This window comes from Bartonella occidentalis, from assembly GCF_037070875.1.
Classification (GTDB): Bacteria; Pseudomonadota; Alphaproteobacteria; order Rhizobiales; family Rhizobiaceae; genus Bartonella.
Genome location: NZ_JAYMZJ010000003.1, coordinates 98,630 through 115,445, shown reverse-complemented (window position 1 = coordinate 115,445; position 16,816 = coordinate 98,630). Strand labels below are relative to the sequence as shown.

General features: G+C 35.7%; 12 protein-coding genes, 1 tRNA gene and 1 pseudogene. 9 read left to right on the top strand and 5 right to left on the bottom strand.

The annotated features are described in order from the left end of the window. Positions 1-148: 148 nt before the first annotated feature. The gene (locus tag WCP78_RS05490; RefSeq protein ID WP_336279506.1) at positions 149-679 is read left to right on the top strand and encodes a hypothetical protein; all 531 of its coding nucleotides are present in this window, start codon (positions 149-151) and stop codon (positions 677-679) included. Positions 680-728: 49 nt separating this feature from the next. Then, the gene (gene pncA, locus WCP78_RS05485) at positions 729-1,337 is read left to right on the top strand and encodes a bifunctional nicotinamidase/pyrazinamidase (protein ID WP_336279505.1); all 609 of its coding nucleotides are present in this window, start codon (positions 729-731) and stop codon (positions 1,335-1,337) included. A 38-nt stretch (positions 1,338-1,375) separates the two neighbouring features. On the opposite strand, the gene WCP78_RS05480 is transcribed toward pncA, so the two are convergent. Next, complete coding sequence (locus WCP78_RS05480; protein ID WP_336279504.1) at positions 1,376-2,428, bottom strand: DUF475 domain-containing protein; 1,053 nt, start codon at positions 2,426-2,428, stop codon at positions 1,376-1,378. A 347-nt stretch (positions 2,429-2,775) separates the two neighbouring features. Between WCP78_RS05480 and WCP78_RS05475 the strand changes: the two genes are divergently transcribed. Further along, positions 2,776-3,315, top strand: coding sequence for a helix-turn-helix domain-containing protein (locus tag WCP78_RS05475; RefSeq protein ID WP_336279503.1), 540 nt, complete (start codon positions 2,776-2,778; stop codon positions 3,313-3,315). A 293-nt stretch (positions 3,316-3,608) separates the two neighbouring features. Next, a complete protein-coding gene (locus tag WCP78_RS05470; RefSeq protein ID WP_336279502.1) occupies positions 3,609-3,788 on the top strand; it encodes a YegP family protein in 180 nt (59 codons plus the stop codon). An 816-nt stretch (positions 3,789-4,604) separates the two neighbouring features. Here the strand turns inward: WCP78_RS05470 and WCP78_RS05465 are convergent. Continuing rightward, positions 4,605-4,678: transfer RNA gene (locus WCP78_RS05465), tRNA-Ile, on the bottom strand. A 180-nt stretch (positions 4,679-4,858) separates the two neighbouring features. Here WCP78_RS05465 and WCP78_RS05460 point away from each other — a divergent pair. Then, positions 4,859-5,596: an SIMPL domain-containing protein gene (locus WCP78_RS05460; protein ID WP_336279501.1), complete on the top strand. Its 738-nt coding sequence runs from the start codon at positions 4,859-4,861 to the stop codon at positions 5,594-5,596. Positions 5,597-5,638: 42 nt separating this feature from the next. Here the strand turns inward: WCP78_RS05460 and WCP78_RS05455 are convergent, their stop codons facing one another. The 3 genes and pseudogenes from WCP78_RS05455 to dnaG all read right to left on the bottom strand — a co-directional run bounded on the left by WCP78_RS05455 (position 5,639) and on the right by dnaG (position 10,997). Then, on the bottom strand, positions 5,639-6,100 hold the full coding sequence (locus tag WCP78_RS05455) for a YcgN family cysteine cluster protein (RefSeq protein WP_336279500.1): 462 nt from the start codon (positions 6,098-6,100) through the stop codon (positions 5,639-5,641). Positions 6,101-6,698: 598 nt separating this feature from the next. Beyond that, positions 6,699-8,705 (bottom strand): RNA polymerase sigma factor RpoD, encoded by a 2,007-nt coding sequence (rpoD, locus tag WCP78_RS05450; RefSeq protein WP_336279499.1) that lies wholly within the window; start codon positions 8,703-8,705, stop codon positions 6,699-6,701. 355 nt (positions 8,706-9,060) lie between these two features. Next, positions 9,061-10,997: pseudogene (gene dnaG, locus WCP78_RS05445) on the bottom strand (DNA primase). Between the two features lie 133 nt (positions 10,998-11,130). Between dnaG and WCP78_RS05440 the strand changes: the two are divergent. The 4 genes from WCP78_RS05440 (at position 11,131) to ubiC (ending at position 16,111) form a co-directional block, all read left to right on the top strand. Next, positions 11,131-12,342: a mechanosensitive ion channel family protein gene (locus WCP78_RS05440; RefSeq protein ID WP_336279498.1), complete on the top strand. Its 1,212-nt coding sequence runs from the start codon at positions 11,131-11,133 to the stop codon at positions 12,340-12,342. Positions 12,343-12,408: 66 nt separating this feature from the next. Beyond that, the gene (locus WCP78_RS05435; protein WP_336279497.1) at positions 12,409-14,100 is read left to right on the top strand and encodes a Na/Pi cotransporter family protein; all 1,692 of its coding nucleotides are present in this window, start codon (positions 12,409-12,411) and stop codon (positions 14,098-14,100) included. A 565-nt stretch (positions 14,101-14,665) separates the two neighbouring features. Next, entirely contained in the window at positions 14,666-14,923 is a 258-nt protein-coding gene (locus WCP78_RS05430) for a GlsB/YeaQ/YmgE family stress response membrane protein (protein WP_336279496.1), read from the top strand. 663 nt (positions 14,924-15,586) lie between these two features. Continuing rightward, the gene (gene ubiC, locus WCP78_RS05425) at positions 15,587-16,111 is read left to right on the top strand and encodes a chorismate lyase (RefSeq protein WP_336279495.1); all 525 of its coding nucleotides are present in this window, start codon (positions 15,587-15,589) and stop codon (positions 16,109-16,111) included. Positions 16,112-16,816 lie beyond the last annotated feature (705 nt).

The window sequence follows — 16,816 nt, the reverse complement described above, 5'->3', positions numbered from 1 at the left end:
AATTTATGCAGTATTAAAGATAGAATTTTCAAAAATTACTTGCGCTTTTCTTACAATTCGCGATAAGCAACGTTCGCGGCGCATCAAAGACCGTTAGTTCTATATTGATACATTTTTTTTAATCTCACAAGCCCCACCGTAATTTTGAATGCAAAAAAATTCTCATCAAAAAAGCACAACAAAAATCTCCTTAGCCATACCTGAAACATGCTATCAAACATCGTTTCTCTTTTCCATGCCAGATATAACATTATGTTTTTACCGTATTACACCAGCCTATAAATGCAATATAGTTCCTCCCCAAAAAACAATTCTTTATGCTCCTTCTTTTCTTGCTTTTTGGGCTTTACACTACGCCGTGAAAAATCCGCATCTCTTTTCATCGCTTTGGTGTCATGGAAAACAATGGTATTCACCTCCTGCCTTAGCGTGGCTCAAATTGCACTTAAAAAATAATCGCCGTCTTATGGGATCTGATGTACCAAGCCTTCTAATTATGAAGGCCTTACATAAACATGTAGCCGTAAGCGATTACACTGCACTGCCTATTGGCACATGGTTGCAATTAGTAAACAACTATAAAACGAATTATAAACAATTATCCGTTCCACTTCTCTGGCTTGATAATTATAAAAATATTACCAACATCCGCCAAATTATCACACAACCTAAAAACTAATCTTTTAAAACTATGATAACAGTTAATTCCCCTATAGGAAAATATGCTCATGGAAAAAAAAGTCTTAATCGTCATTGATGTTCAAAATGACTTTTTGCCAGGTGGAGCACTTGCTGTGCCACAAGGCGATACCATCTTACCTACTGTTAATAATCTCATCGACAATTTTGATCATGTCATTTTAACTCAAGACTGGCACCCACAGAACCATTGTAGCTTTGCTTCTTCCTACTGCGGAAAAATACCTTATGATACAGTCAATCTTAGCTATGGTTCCCAAATATTATGGCCAGATCATTGTATACAAGGAACACAAGGCGCAGAATTCCATCCATCTCTTAAAATTGATAAAGCACAGCTTATTCTTCGAAAAGGCTATAATAAAAACATAGATAGCTATTCCGCCTTTTTTGAGAATGACCAAAAAACCCCAACGGGTTTACACGCTTATCTCAAAGAACACGGTTTTACAAAGCTCGCTCTATGCGGCCTAGCAACTGATTTTTGCGTTGGGTTTTCTGCACTTCATGCCATAAAGTGCGGCTTTAAAGTTAGTGTCTCATTAAATGCCTGTGCAGGTATTGATCTTAATGACTCTCTTAATACAATACTTAAAACCATGAACGAAACTGGCGTAGAACTCTTGATGACATCTTAAAACATTCCCTTTGTTTATTATTAATAAAAATTGATAATCTATCTAGACACAGCATGTTTATTTAAGGCATGACGCTTAAAGCGAATAGAAGAATAAAATGCTATTCCAATGATACACACCCCTATAAATCCTGTTAATATTTCAGGAACCGGTGTAATAGTTTGCATATACATAATCACCGCAAGTATTAAGATTGCATAAAAAGCACCATGTTCTAGGTAACGATAATGCAACAGCACTCCTGACTCAACCAACATAATAGTCATAGAGCGAACATAAAATGCACCTATACCAAGCCCAATCGCAATGATAAAAAGATTATGTGAAAAGGCAAAAGCACCAACAACACCATCAAAAGAAAAACTCGCATCTAAGACTTCTAAATAAAGAAATGACCCTGCTCCTCCCTTGGCAACAGCAGATAAAGTAGTTTTGGGCGCATCTAGAAGTGAGCCAACGACTCCAACTACTATAAATGTCAAAAGTCCATAAAGTGCAGCTAATAAAAAAGTCATTTTATCTTCTGTTGCAACGTGCCCCCAGAAAAATAGTATCAGAATCAAAACGACTGCAATATCAACCCCAATAAATGACCCAAACCTCCGAGCTGGTTTTTCTATAAAAGCTAGCCAGTGTACTTCTTTGTCAGGATCAAAAAAATATTTTAAACCAACCATCATAAGAAAAGTCCCGCCAAAAGCGGCAATACCCACATGCACATCCGTTAAAATTGCGGCGTATTTATGTGGTGCCCATATCGCTAATTTAACTGCTGCAATTGGATTAATCCAAGCCGCAATAGCAACCACCAACAATGGAAAGACAATCCTCATCCCAAACACTGCTATCAAAATGCCCCATATCAAAAAACGACGGCGCCATAATTGATTCATCCCTTTAAGAATACGTGCGTTGATAATAGAATTATCAAAAGACAAAGAAATTTCCAAAATGCCTAAAACACAACAAATGAAAAAATATTTAAGAAAACCCGTGATGCTTCCTGTTTCAAGCCAACCAACAGTTCCTCCTAAAAAAACTCCAACAATTGTGAAAAAAAAAGCCCACCCGAAATAGCCTAATAGGGCCATAACCATTCCTCAAAATTTATCTCTTTAAATTCGCACACATAGAAGCAGTGCACGTCTACAACAAAAAAACAGGGTGCATAAATAAACTATATGAAATATCCCCAAGAAAAAACAAGGGGGGGAGAATCAAAGAGTGCACCTTGCATATAAAATGAACACTACCATTGCATGATACGCAATATGATAAGTTGAAAATTACCTTCTATCCACTAATTTAATGACTAAAAAGTAATAAAAGTTGTAAATATTGATTACAAATATTGACATTGCATAATGAGTTATTAATACATAGTGTGTGTTTATCAGCCAAGCTTATACCATGACGATTTACTGAGGGAGGATAATTCGTGGCACGTCCTGAAACTGAAGCAAAAACTATATTTGGAAAACGTTTGCGTTATGTTCGTCTCGCTTTGGGGGATCCATCACGTGAAGCATTAGCTAAAAGCTTTAGCATGACAAAAAATTCCATCGCTTTTTATGAACGCGGGGAAAGAGAGCCTAATCTTAGTGTCTTACAAACCTATCGTACATTGTACGGAGTCAATATTAATTGGCTTCTAACGGGACAAGGAAAAATGTTTGACACCGAATATAGTAAAGGTGATTTTGACTGGAACTATTTTATTAAGAAAATTGAAGGGCTTGAGGAAATTCTTGTCAACAGCAATCGTGGTGAAGAAATAGACAAAGAAAAAGTTGAAAGTTCTTATGAAAAACTGCAACAATATTTACTGGCACAGGGTTCATCTAGTGGACTTAGTCCAAAGGCATCAACTTCTCTGATCGATATGAAGGCAAAAATGGCAAATTCTTATACTCTTAGTCTATTTATCGATTTGCTCATTAGAAGCATATCTCAAAAAGAGGTTGTTGCTAATCAGTAAATAGCCGCATTTTTAAAATGATAGGCAAAATCGGAATTGTGCTTGCGTAAAGATGCATATTTATTTTTTGTACTGTAAACGTGTGATGCGTTAGATTATGCTTTTATAGAAACGATAAAGTGAGGGTTATTAAAGGGATATTTGACTACAGAAAGTGATTTTTATAACATTATTTGCAATTAACGAAAATATATTGACTGCTCATTATAGAGACATATTTAATATCCAATATTTATAGGCATGATTTTTATAATCATATCGTAAATTGGAGATTGTTGTATGAGGTAAGAGACATGTATTTTGAAGTGTTTCAAGGAGTTCACAATCAATGGTATTGGCGTTTAGTTTCAGGAGACGAACAAAAAATTGCCTTCTCAAGTAAGGGATATCCAACAAAACAAGATACTCTTATGAATATTGAACAAATTAAAAAAATTACGTATAAAGCTCTTGTCAGAGAAGTGCAATCTTAGTGTTTTTCGCCAGAACTCAAGTCTGCATATTATTTTGCAGTGTGTTTTGGTGATAACAAAAAGGGTTTTTACGATAAATAAGTAAAAATACATATTGGTTACAGCACGCGAAAGGTGGTTGTTAACAAAATTTCTTTCGCGGGTGGTGTACTTTTCAAGCTATCCAAATTATTTGGAGTTGCTCAACCCGAAAAAGAGCTTTTGCTTATGTTACTAAAAAAAGATAATTTACTCTATTTATAGAGGCATGTTAAAGTTTTTCAAGAAGCTCTTAAATATTTATTTTTTCTCAAAACTTAATACCTAAGCATACATTAAATTTTTTCAGAAAATAATAAATCGCTGTAAAAACATTTTTCATATCTACATATTTCAAGGACTAAATTTACCAATCAATTTTGCACAATATAAATTCACGTAAGAAAATACAGCTTTTCAGAATAGCTAAGTTAATTACAATGATCAATAGTAATAACAGAGTATTCCCTTTGCATAGGAATCTCAAATTTATACTAAATGTAATATGCAAATACTAAAGGCACCTCCTCTATTTCAATTTAGTTAGCCTATCCCTAAAAGAAAAATAAACAGATAAGCATTATACCCACACAAGAACTGACCTTATAATAAATAAGTTTAACAGCATTTAAATGCTAGGAATTTCTAAAATCTAATACATTAGACAAATTCACCAAAGGATATAAAAAGAATCCTAATTGGCTATTATACCATAAATCACAATGAAAAATGAGAGATCGAACAACAAAGAAGCTAACCAAAATTCTCTACAATCAATTATAAATTTTTGGGATAACGTGGGCCCGGAGGGACTCGAACCCCCAACCAAGCGGTTATGAGCCGCTGGCTCTAACCAATTGAGCTACAGGCCCCACAAGACAGTTTCTCTCTCTAAACTAAAATGCCCAACGATACAAGAGCTTGCTTCAATTATAATTCATATTTTTTATACTTGGCTCCCTTTGGAACCCTAACTTCTTTACAAGAACTATAGAAAATGTGAAAGTAACCAATAATAAATAAAGTAGAAGGCTAACAAAAAAGGAACAAATATGATAAAAATAATTATCCAATCACTTAACAGCTCTCGACTTAAAACAGCTATGGCAGTAGCGCTAGCACTTTTAGCTACTTCGCTTAATGCACACGCTGAAGAAAATAAAGTAGAGAGCCAAACTATTACTGTTACTGCAATCGGTGAAAGCCATGCAACTCCAGATATAGCAATTATCAATCTTGCCATTGTTACTCAAAATAAAACAGCTCAAAAAGCATTAGCAGCTAATAATAAGTCTATGAATAGCGTTAGAAATAGTTTTAAAAACAGTGGTATTCAAGAAAATGATTTGCAAACATCAGGCTTATCCATTTATCAATCTTATCCAGATCAAGATAACAAAAAAAATCATAATGAGGCTCTTTATCATGTTTCAAACTCTCTAACAGTGCGCATTCGTGATCTTTCTAAAACTGGAAAAATATTTGATCAAGCAATGGCGCTTGGCGTTAATTCAATAAATGGGATTACCTTTATAAACGGTGATACAAAACCGCTTTATCAAGAAGCGCGCAAGAAAGCTGTTTCTGAAGCTATTGAAAAAGCAGAAACTATAGCACAAGCAGCTAATTTAAAATTAGGAAAAATTATTAAAATTAATGAAACAGAAAATAGATATAACCCAACACCACGTCTAATGAGCATAGCAAATAAAAGCTATGCAGATACAAACTTTTCAAGTGGTGAATTGAATTATAACGTCAGTATCACCGTAACATTCGCTGTAGAATAAATTTACTTACAATCATTAGCTCTATTGCTTAAAATAATCATATCATCGGCCTTTACTAAGAATTCCGGTGATATACTGAAGGCAATCTTCTTCAGATGATAATTCATCATCGTAAATTTCTATCTGTCCACGCGCAGAAAATTGCGTTAAATGCACCGTCTGAAAGCTTCCCGACACCAGTGGATGCCACCACTGAAGATCTTTCCCCTCATTAATCAATCGATAAGCACAATTTTCCGGAAGCCAACGAGCTGTTTTAACGGTTGCAACATCCAAGGAGATACAATCTGCAACAATTGATTTACGGTGAACATAATCCCGACACCGGCAAGTTTCCCCATCTAAAAGACGACAAGCAATACTGGTGGAATAGATATCTCCCCTATCATCATCTTCCACTTTGTGCAAACAGCAACGCCCACAGCCATCACAGAGACTCTCCCATTCAGAAGCAGAAAATTCTTCTAGCTTTTTTACTTTCCAAAAAGGAATTTCTTCACTCATAAAAATTGACTGTACCTTTTTTAATAAGATGATCTACCAAAAAGAAAATAATAAAATCTAAGACGCATAATTCCACAATTTTTATCTATTGAAAAAATCATTTAATTCAGAGGACTCCCTCAAAACAATTTTTGTAAAATCTAATTCCAAAGATAACACATATTGCGAGCATATATGCCATATATGAATGAGAAATAACCAACAGAACTTTTTTATAAACAAACACACGCATAAGAAAATATGTATAATCGCAAACATTTAAGTGAGATTATCCATATACTTAGCATAAGCTTCTTTTTTATGAACGCTACCGAAAAAGTGCCTGTACTCATAAAAATTGACTTTAATATATAAATATTTCATATTTCTTTTACAAATCAGCTCTTTCGCACATGCGATAATGTTTTAATACTGCCCTGTTTTCCTAAAAATAATTTTTCTAAATCTATGCATCTCATAACGGATAATATTAATCAAAAACTTTTATACTAAAAACCCTACTCAGATTATTTAATACTCAAGCTTTTCTCTAAACACTATATGACACGCTTTTCACCCTTTAGTCACCAACAAATGATGCATTCTTGAAAATGAGCCTTTAAGAATCAAGAAAACTACGTAACTTACGTGAACGACTTGGATGCTTCAATTTACGAAGCGCCTTTGCTTCAATCTGACGAATTCGCTCCCGTGTGACTGAAAACTGTTGTCCTACTTCTTCTAACGTATGATCGGTATTCATCCCTATACCAAAACGCATGCGCAAAACACGCTCTTCACGCGGTGTTAGTGAAGCAAGAACGCGCGTTGTTGTATCACGCAAATTAGCTTGAATAGCTGCATCAATCGGGAGTAATGCATTCCTATCTTCAATAAAATCACCCAAATGAGAATCATCCTCATCACCAACAGGTGTTTCGAGTGAAATTGGTTCCTTTGCAATTTTAAGTACTTTCCGCACTTTTTCTAATGGCATAGAAAGTTTACTTGACAATTCTTCTGATGTGGGTTCCCGTCCAATTTCATGTAAAATTTGGCGTGATGTCCGAACAATCTTATTAATTGTTTCAATCATATGAACAGGGATACGAATGGTGCGTGCCTGATCAGCAATTGAGCGAGTAATTGCCTGACGAATCCACCACGTTGCATAAGTTGAAAATTTATATCCACGCCGATATTCAAACTTATCCACTGCCTTCATCAAACCAATGTTTCCCTCTTGGATAAGGTCAAGAAACTGCAAACCACGATTAGTATATTTTTTTGCAATCGAAATCACGAGACGCAAATTAGCTTCAACCATTTCTTTTTTAGCAATTGTTGACTCACGTTCACCTTTCTGCACCTGCATTACAATGCGACGAAATTCGCTAATTGAAATGGCAGTTTCTTGTGCAAGATTTTGTATTTCGCTGCGCAAATTCTGAATTTCTTTAACCTCACGCGTCGAAAATTCTTTCCAACCGCGCCCTGATAAAGTTGTAATATAATTAACCCAATCCGCATCCAATTCACGGCCTTGATATTCTTTTAAAAAATCCTCATGACCAACACCATAATTATTAGCAAGCCTCTTCAGTTTACCTTCATGATGAATCAATCTTTTATTGATATCATAAAGCTGCGCAACCAGAGCCTCAATACGATTTTGGTTTAAAGAAAGAGATTTTACTGCCTGAACTAATTCGCCCTTTAATTGAATATATTTTTTCTTCTGAGAAGGTGAAAGAGCTCCCCCTTTATGCTCTGCTAAACTACTCTCGACATGCTGATCTTGTAATTTTCGCAATTTTACGTAAGTTTCAGCAATAAAGTCTAATGTTTCCATAACTTGGGGGTACAGCTCGTTTTCCATTGCAGCAAGCGATAAATTAGCTTCATCGTCTTCATCATCATCATCATCGATGCCTATACCTCCGACAAGACCTTCCATGTCGCGTGTGCTAGAAGATGGCTTTTCTTCTTTTATCTTTTCAATTTCGCTTCGTTCAATAATAGGAGCTTGCTTAGCTTCTGGACCAGCATAAGTCATTTCAAGATCAATAATTTCCCGAAGGAGAATATGCTGCTCTTTTAATTCTTCACGCCAAATAATGAGAGCCTGAAAAGTTAGGGGACTTTCACAAAGTCCAGCAATCATTGTTTCACGTCCTGCCTCAATACGCTTAGCGATAGCAATTTCGCCTTCCCGAGAAAGCAGCTCAACAGCTCCCATTTCCCGCAAATACATGCGCACTGGATCATCAGTAGAATCTGCCACTTCACGCTTAGCTGTTGTCGCCACAGCATAGTTAGTAGCCTCTACTAAATCGCCACCTTCTACAGTTTCCTCTTCATAATGTTCAGACTCTATTTCATCCTCATCGTCCACAACATTAACGCCCATCTCAGAGAACATCGACAAGATATCTTCAATTTGCTCAGACGTAACCTCATTGGAAGGAAGAACTGCATTCAGTTCATCCATTGTTACGTAACCATTTTTTTTGGCGATTTTCACCATTTTTTTGATGGCATCATCAGAAAAATCAAGAAGCGGACGATCCAAACTTACTTGACCCGTTGCTTCTGTGTTGTCTTTCTGTTTAACCTTTGTTGCCATACCGTTAACTCCACTTGATCACTATACAATTACTTAACCCAACTTCCATGTGACCAGCTTTTCTGCATTATCAACTTAGTGTACCAAAAAATTCCCATATGTAACTCCCTCTGCAGAGGAAACCCTTAGTTTTCAATACATCTTGTATACACTCTTTATTCACACAAAAACACGGGGAAAACTCCAAAAGCTTCCCCGACACTTTTCAGCCTTTCTGAAACAATCTCTAAACCATATAATAAGAACCAATTTCCCGCTTTTCCTAAAAGCTCGCTGTTATTTTTATAAAAATACCGTGCTACATAAAATTTTTCATACTAAGCTTTAGGTGACTGATTCGCTCTAAAAAAGCGAATCATTTTATGTTATCTCGCTTATTCCCATTTATTTTTTCATCAAACCAGGTTCAAAATCCTTCATTAAAGCTTCTGTTGCTTGCATCTGTTCTAGTTCGATTTTTGTTTCACGCAGCAGATTAAAAATCTCACTATTAGGATTTTCCATGAGTTGCTCTTCAATATCTTGTAATCTTTTATGTAGGTGGTATTCGTGAAGATGCAAGTAGAGAGCTTGTTTTAATACAGCACGAACACCTTCTATAGATCCTCCCGTAAAAATTATACGCATCCCAACGTTTTGCACAAGACTTTTCATACTCTCCAAAAGAGCCTTTTGCCCTCTTTTTTCTAAGAATGCAATCATTTTTTCTTGATCATGAGGCTGCTGACTTCCAAGAACTTCCAACATTGATTGATGCAGGTTTATTAATTGAGGATTCTGTAACTCCAACTCAACAAGAGCTTCAAAATTTTCAAACCATAACTCAGGATAATAAGCTAAAATTAATAGGATAACGGCTTCACGCAAAGGAATAGAATGCGATGAATTTCGCACGATATCAGAATTTGCTAATGTAGAAAAAGGTGAGCCTTTAAATATTTTATTTTGGAAGTTTTGATCATATCGTCCTACGTCTTTTTTTTTCGAAAAAGATGGACGAAAAAAATCAAAGAGTCTTTTCTTGATATCTTGCAAATAATAGCGACGTATATCTTCATCCTTAATCGTAAAAATTTGCTGTTTCAGTTGTTTTTCCAGCGCTGCTCGTGCTTCTGGAGTTTCAAAATTCTTTTCATAGGTAGCACGCCACCACAAAAGCTCAATTAATGAAATTGATTTTTGCACAAAATCAGTAAAAAGCTGTGTACCACCAGAGCAAATAATTTCATCTGGATCTTTGCCTTTTGGTAACAAAACAAAACGTATAGACACCCCCGCCTTTAAAAAAGGCAGCACACGATCAGCAACACGAAAAGCAGCCTTCAAACCAGCATCATCCCCATCAAAACATAAAACTGGATCAGCCTCCATCTGCCATAAAAGCTTAATTTGCGCTTCCGTCAGTGCTGTACCTAAAGGAGCCACCACCCCTTCAAAACCCGCTTTAGTCAACGTGATCACATCCATATAACCTTCCACAACGAGAATGGAACGGACTTTTTGATCACCAACAGAGCGAATACTTTTACGCGCAGCAGCTGCATTATAAAGTATATTTCCTTTATGAAACAGAACTGTTTCAGGACTATTCAGATATTTTGCCGGAGTATTTTTATCTAATGCACGTCCTCCAAACGCCACCACACGTCCACGTAAATCTTCAATGGGAAACATAATACGATTTTTAAATCGATCATAGGAAGTGGCATTCCCTTCACTCAATTTGAGAAGTCCACAATTTTCCATTTGCTTTATTGAAATACCACGTGCACTCAAAACGTCTTTTAAAGCTGTACGCTTCATTGGAGCAAAACCAATCCGAAAACGCTCGATAAGTTTTGGCGTTACCCCACGCTCATCAAGATAACGACGCGCCTGCTCCCCTCCTTTCTCAAGTAAGCTATTTTGAAAAAAATCCGTCGCTATTTTCATAACATCATAAAGATCAGTCTTTTCCACTTGACGCTTATGACTTTGTGGATCAAAGATAGGTAATTGAATCCCTGCAAAATCAGCCAAACGCTCTACACTTTCTGAAAAGTGCAATCCATCGAGTTCACAAAGAAAAGTGAAAATATCACCGCTTACACCACAGCCAAAACAATAATAACGACCCTTATGATCATCACAATGAAAGCTTGGGGTTTTTTCACCATGAAATGGGCAACAGCACCAAAAATCTCCTCGCGAAGGCTTGCTTTTTTGAGAATCAAATATCACCCTTTTGCCAATAACAGTTGAAATTGGTAGCCTGGTGCGGATTTCATCAAGGAAATCAGACGGAAAACGCATTATCTCTCACAGAGTTGTAAAATTCTCTTTTGCATGTTTAACAACTTTAGAGCATAATTCCAATACTTCATCTTAAATGATGAAAAATTTTTAAAGGTTCAACCACATATAATTCAGAAATGGAGATAGAAAAGTGATAGAATTCCTTGTTCAACATCCGTCGCTAGAAGCTGCTTGTTGGCTTATTATTCTTATTTTTACCGCATTTTTAGGAAATTTGCTAGCAAGAAATCTACTCTTTCACGGAGCGAAACGGATTTCCTCTTTTCTCCCTAAAGCTACATCCGGTGATATTGAACAAACTATTCGATACATGGCAGATGCGTTTACAGCCTTTATCCTGTCAATCGGTGCGAATTTTATTTCCTCATTGCCCAACACCTTTAAAACTATTACCCATAATGTTTCTAATGCTTTCATTATTTTTTTCGTGGTTTTAACAATTTCTTCTCTCCTCAATATTGTTAATACCCTTTATGAACAACAACCAGCAGCACGATTAAAGCCAATCAAAGGCTATATTCAAATCGCTAAAGTTACACTTTTTACTGTCGCTGCAGTTTTAATGATAGCTACATTACTTGATCGCTCACCTCTTATTCTCTTTTCCGGATTTGGTGCGATGGCAGCTGTCTTTATGTTGATTTTCCAAGATACGCTGCTTTCCCTTGTTGCAGGAATTCAAATTTCATCCACCGATATGGTGCGTGTTGGCGATTGGATTGAAATCCCTGACCTTAATGCAGATGGTGATGTAATTGAAATTGCACTTCATACTGTCAAAGTTCAAAATTTTGATAAAACAATCACCACAGTTCCTATCCGCAAACTCGTGACCAACTCTTTTAAGAATTGGCGCGGGATGACAGAGTCTGGAGGGAGACGCATTAAACGATCCCTATTTATTGACCAATTAAGCATCCGTTTTCATACAAAAAAAGAACAAGAACATCTTTCCAAATTTAATTTGTTAGAAAATTATTTCGCGAAAAAAATACCACAGATTAATGAATGGAACGCTCAGTTAGATAAAAACAAAAACATATCAGCTAATACGCGCCGTTTAACCAACATTGGAACCTTCCGTGCTTATGTCTTAGCTTATCTAGAAAAGCACCTATACATTAAACAAAATGCAACCATAATAGTGCGACAATTACCTCCTACATCTAACGGCTTGCCTTTAGAAATCTACTGCTTTACAAACACAACCGTTTGGGCAGATTATGAACAAATTCAATCCGATATTTTTGATCACCTTTATTCCATTCTTCCCAGTTTTGGTCTAAAAGTTTTCCAAAATCCAAGTGGATATGATTTTATTTATGCACTAGAAAAAAAGTAAAACGATAAATCTCAATTTATAAACTTTTAGATAAAACTATGTCCAATAATAACGGAGAAAAGTATCATGAATGGTTCATTGGTACTCCTTCATCTTGCAGGTGCTATTTCTTTACTTCTTTGGGCAACTCGCATGGTGCGCACAGGGGTTGAGCGCGCGTATGGTGATAAGCTTAAGCTTAAAATGCGCTACATTATGTCCAATCCATTTTTTGCTGTGAGTTTTGGACTGTTTACAGCAATGATTTTACAAAGCTCTACAGCAGTAACGCTCCTTGTTGGTTCTTTTGTTGATTCTGGTTTTGTCTCTGGTTTAGCAGGACTTATGGCTGTACGTGGGGGAGAATTAGGCTCAGCATTAGTTATAAAAATCCTCTCCTACGACCTCACCACCGTTGTGCCATTATGCCTTTTAATCGGCACTTTTATTTTCATGACAACTGAAAAAAGTGACTGGCGTCAAATAGGACGTATTGTTATCGGCATTGGGCTTTTAATTTTATCTTTACAAATGACAAGCGCAGCCACAGAACCTTTACGTGATAGCGCAACCTTGCCGAGTATCATTAACTATCTTTCAACTGATCCTATTTCCTCTTTTTTGTTAGCAGCAATTTTAACCTATCTCTTGCATTCATCCATCGCTGGAATTATTTTGCTGGTTAATTTTGCCAACTATAACCTTATCCATGCTCAATTATGTGTTATAATGGTTCTTGGCGTCAACTTTGGCTCTTCTCTCATAGCACCACTTTTAACACGCAATGCTTCTCTTAACGCTCGTATCGTTCCATTAGGCAATTTACTCATGCGTGGAGCAGGCTCAATTCTTGTCCTTGCTTTATTTCTTTTCTTTCAACCATCTATCGCGTGGCTTGGCAATGATACCCCTACTCAAGTGGTTAATGCACATATTGTTTTTAATGTTCTTATCCTCTTTACTGGAATACCACTATCAAAATGGGTTTTAAAACTGACAACTAAAATTATTTATGGCATGGCAAAAAAAGCGCAAACTCATAAAATTATTAATTTATCTGATCAAACTGCTCTCGATGATAGCGTTATTGAACGCCCAACTTTAGCACTTTCTAATGTTATGCGTGAAGTCATCCATATTTGTGATCTCGTGGATATCATGCTAGAAAAAATTATGGGGCTTTATGAAAAACCAGACCCTGATATCATACGCGAGCTTAACCACCTGAACACCACGCTAGATAAAAAGCACACCGCAATCAAACTTTATCTTGCACGACTAGCTGGACAAAAACTATCTGATGAAGAAGCCTTTCAAACACAAGAACTTTTAGGTGCTTGTATAAAATTAGATCAAGCAGGAGACATAATTATTCATAATATGCTTATGCTAGTCAAAAAGAAACAACAAAAAGGTTTACAATTCAGCAGTGATGGATGGAGTGACCTACTTCATTTTCACTCCATTGTTTTAGCCAATGCCCATATCGCATTTAACGTTCTTATCTCGCGTGATACACATACTGCACATTTATTAGTGCAAAAAAAGGATCAGCTTCGGAATTTAGAAAAAGAAATGGGTCTCAAGCATTTTAAACGCCTTCGCGAAGGCGGCATCAAAAATATAGAGTCATCCAGTCTTCATCTAGATACTGTACGCGACCTGAAACAAATAAACTCTCTTTTAACCTCAATGACTTACCCAATTTTAGAAGCACAGGGACTCCTTCAAAGTTCCCGCCTACGAAATCCTCCTGAGAAATTAACTGAAAAACCATAATTTTGAAATGACCAAAGAAGTTAATGATTATTATTTAAAAGTAAGAAATGTGTTATAAAATGCACACTCGTTAGACTGCAGTTAATATATTAATATTTTTCCAATTCACTCTATCCAATATGCTTTGCAAAGAGTTAAACAAAAATTCTAATATCAACTAAATTATGAGTGATCCCTCTTAAATAAGCTTTGTTTTTAATCTTTTTGTGCATCAATTTTATACTTTAGCCATTTCATTTTTGTTTTTGAAAATCTTGTTCACAGAATAACTAAAACTGCATGTAAACGTATTCTTTTCTGCTCTCAAAGTACCTTTACCTTCTTTATAAAACCACTGTCAATTTTAGTGCTTTTTATCATCATAAACGAGATCATATATCCTGTGTTATATATAATTTAGTAAACCTAACACTGAATTCATATCATTTCAAAATAAACAAAATAAAAACTAGAACATCCTAATCACGATATCCTTTCCGCCCTTAGAAACAAAAAACAAAGTCTTGACCTTTAAAAGTCAAACCCTAGCTTTTAGAAATAGTTTAAGAAATAAAGGGGAAATATAATGGAAGATGTACACCTTGGGTGGATTACAGCTATTATTGTCGGCGGCTTAGCAGGTTGGGCAGCGCAATATGTTATGAAAAGCCAAACAAAAATACTTTTAGATGTTGTCTTAGGGGTTATTGGATCCGCATTAGCGAACTTTCTTCTAGGCTTTTTTGGTATTAATTTTTCTGGTTTGGTTGGCTATCTTATTGCAGGTTTTATTGGAGCATGCATCCTCATATGGATAGGACGAAGAATTAATAAATATTTCTAAAAATCCTTTTGGTATTTGCAAAATTTCTTCATTTCTGAGATTTAAAATTTTTACTAAAATTTTAAAAACTCTAAGAACTGAGGCTATTATCAACGAAAAGCAAGGGCTCTGAGAAATACATCCCTTGTTGTTTCAGTAGTCATTCGGTTGAAGATAATACAGTACGTTTACATTGACAGTACTTTGTATGTTGTATCGGTGGTTTATCTTCTATAACTCATGCTTAAACATTACCGTTATTCAGCATATTATAACTGCATACCGTAATAATATCTTCGCCATAGACTGTCATATCTTGCTCATGTAACTGCAAATACCAATACACCCAATAAATATCATTTTATAACCTTATACTGAAATCGAACCCCTAATCACATAAGATTTAATTTAAATGGATAGTCTAAACTTTAGTAAAACTGGCACGAATATCATAAACAACCCCACTTACTGAAATATTTAGCATCCTTTTTTAAAACCGTTGATAAAAACAGGGTTATTCATTGTCTACAGTATTAACATAAATACAGAAGAGGACACTCTACCTCTACCGTTTTGTCGTCTTTCCATTGAAAACATTGCTGCCTTTGAGTTTCTATATTATAACGCGGATATTTATTCATCTCTAACACATATGAAATATGGTTTTAAGTGTAGATCGAAGCAATGTATAATCCTAGAGATTCTATTTTACCACCTCTGAAATGGCTATCCGATCAAGATCCTCCAGTACCAGTTGAAATAAGAGATTGGTTAATGGAGTCGGGATCAATGACACGCAGATTTGAAAAACACTGCATGTATATACGTGTTGAACCACAACGTGAATTTTTTATTACACGTGATAAGCTGAAAGAAGAAGCTGAACACCTCCCCAATAGTTCATGTTACTGGCTACGTGAAGTCGTACTGATGGGAGACAATAAACCTTGGCTTCTCGGGCGCACCGTGATTCCGCAAGAAACTCTATTTGAACACAATCAAGCGCTGATCAACTTGGGAAATATGCCGCTAGGTCACTATTTATTCAGCAATAATGAACTAACCCGAGATTATATTCACATCGGCCGACAAAACACGCTATGGGCACGCCGTTCCCGTTTGCGACTCACAGGAAAACCATTACTGATAACCGAACTATTCTTAGCGGATTCACCGCTATACGCAACAAATCAGCATAAGACAAAATAATAAAGAAACAAATTCTTGAAAAAAGCAGGGACTTTTTTTGATAAACCAGCAAGAAGAATCACTTACTTATCTATTCCACGCATCTTTCTGTGAAAGCTTTTACCGGATGAGTTTTACTTATTACTGTTATGGCAGATTATTTTCAAACTATTGAGAATGACAATACTCCTATCATATATTGCTCCTTAGTTAAATTTATTTTTACTGTATAAGATCATTCCTTTAAACAAGCCGTAATTATATCTTTCAACATTTATTTACATCAAATCTTCTAGAGTATTATTTCCGCTTCATCTAACATGAAAAAATTCATGACTCATTGCTACTTTTCCTCATACTTTCTTCACAGATTCTAACCACTCAGTTTTTCTTGTAAAATATGATAAATGCACAGCAATTCTCACACTGTACTCATTTTAGCTAAACTAGGATCGTATCAAATGATCATCTATTTTAAATCATTCTTCAATACGATGCTTCCTCACCGCAAACATTAATTAATGAAGCACAGCAAAACATATTTTCTCTTGTCCATAATACCAATTTGGCCATTCAACATACTGTAATCCTATTTATGCAAACAAGAAAAAACTTGCTAAAGTCCTTATACACCTTGTTATATTATGATAAAAATAATTAATACCTAAATTTTAGAAAAGCTCAAAACAGGCCTTTACCTCTTCATCAAATATACCTATACTCTTA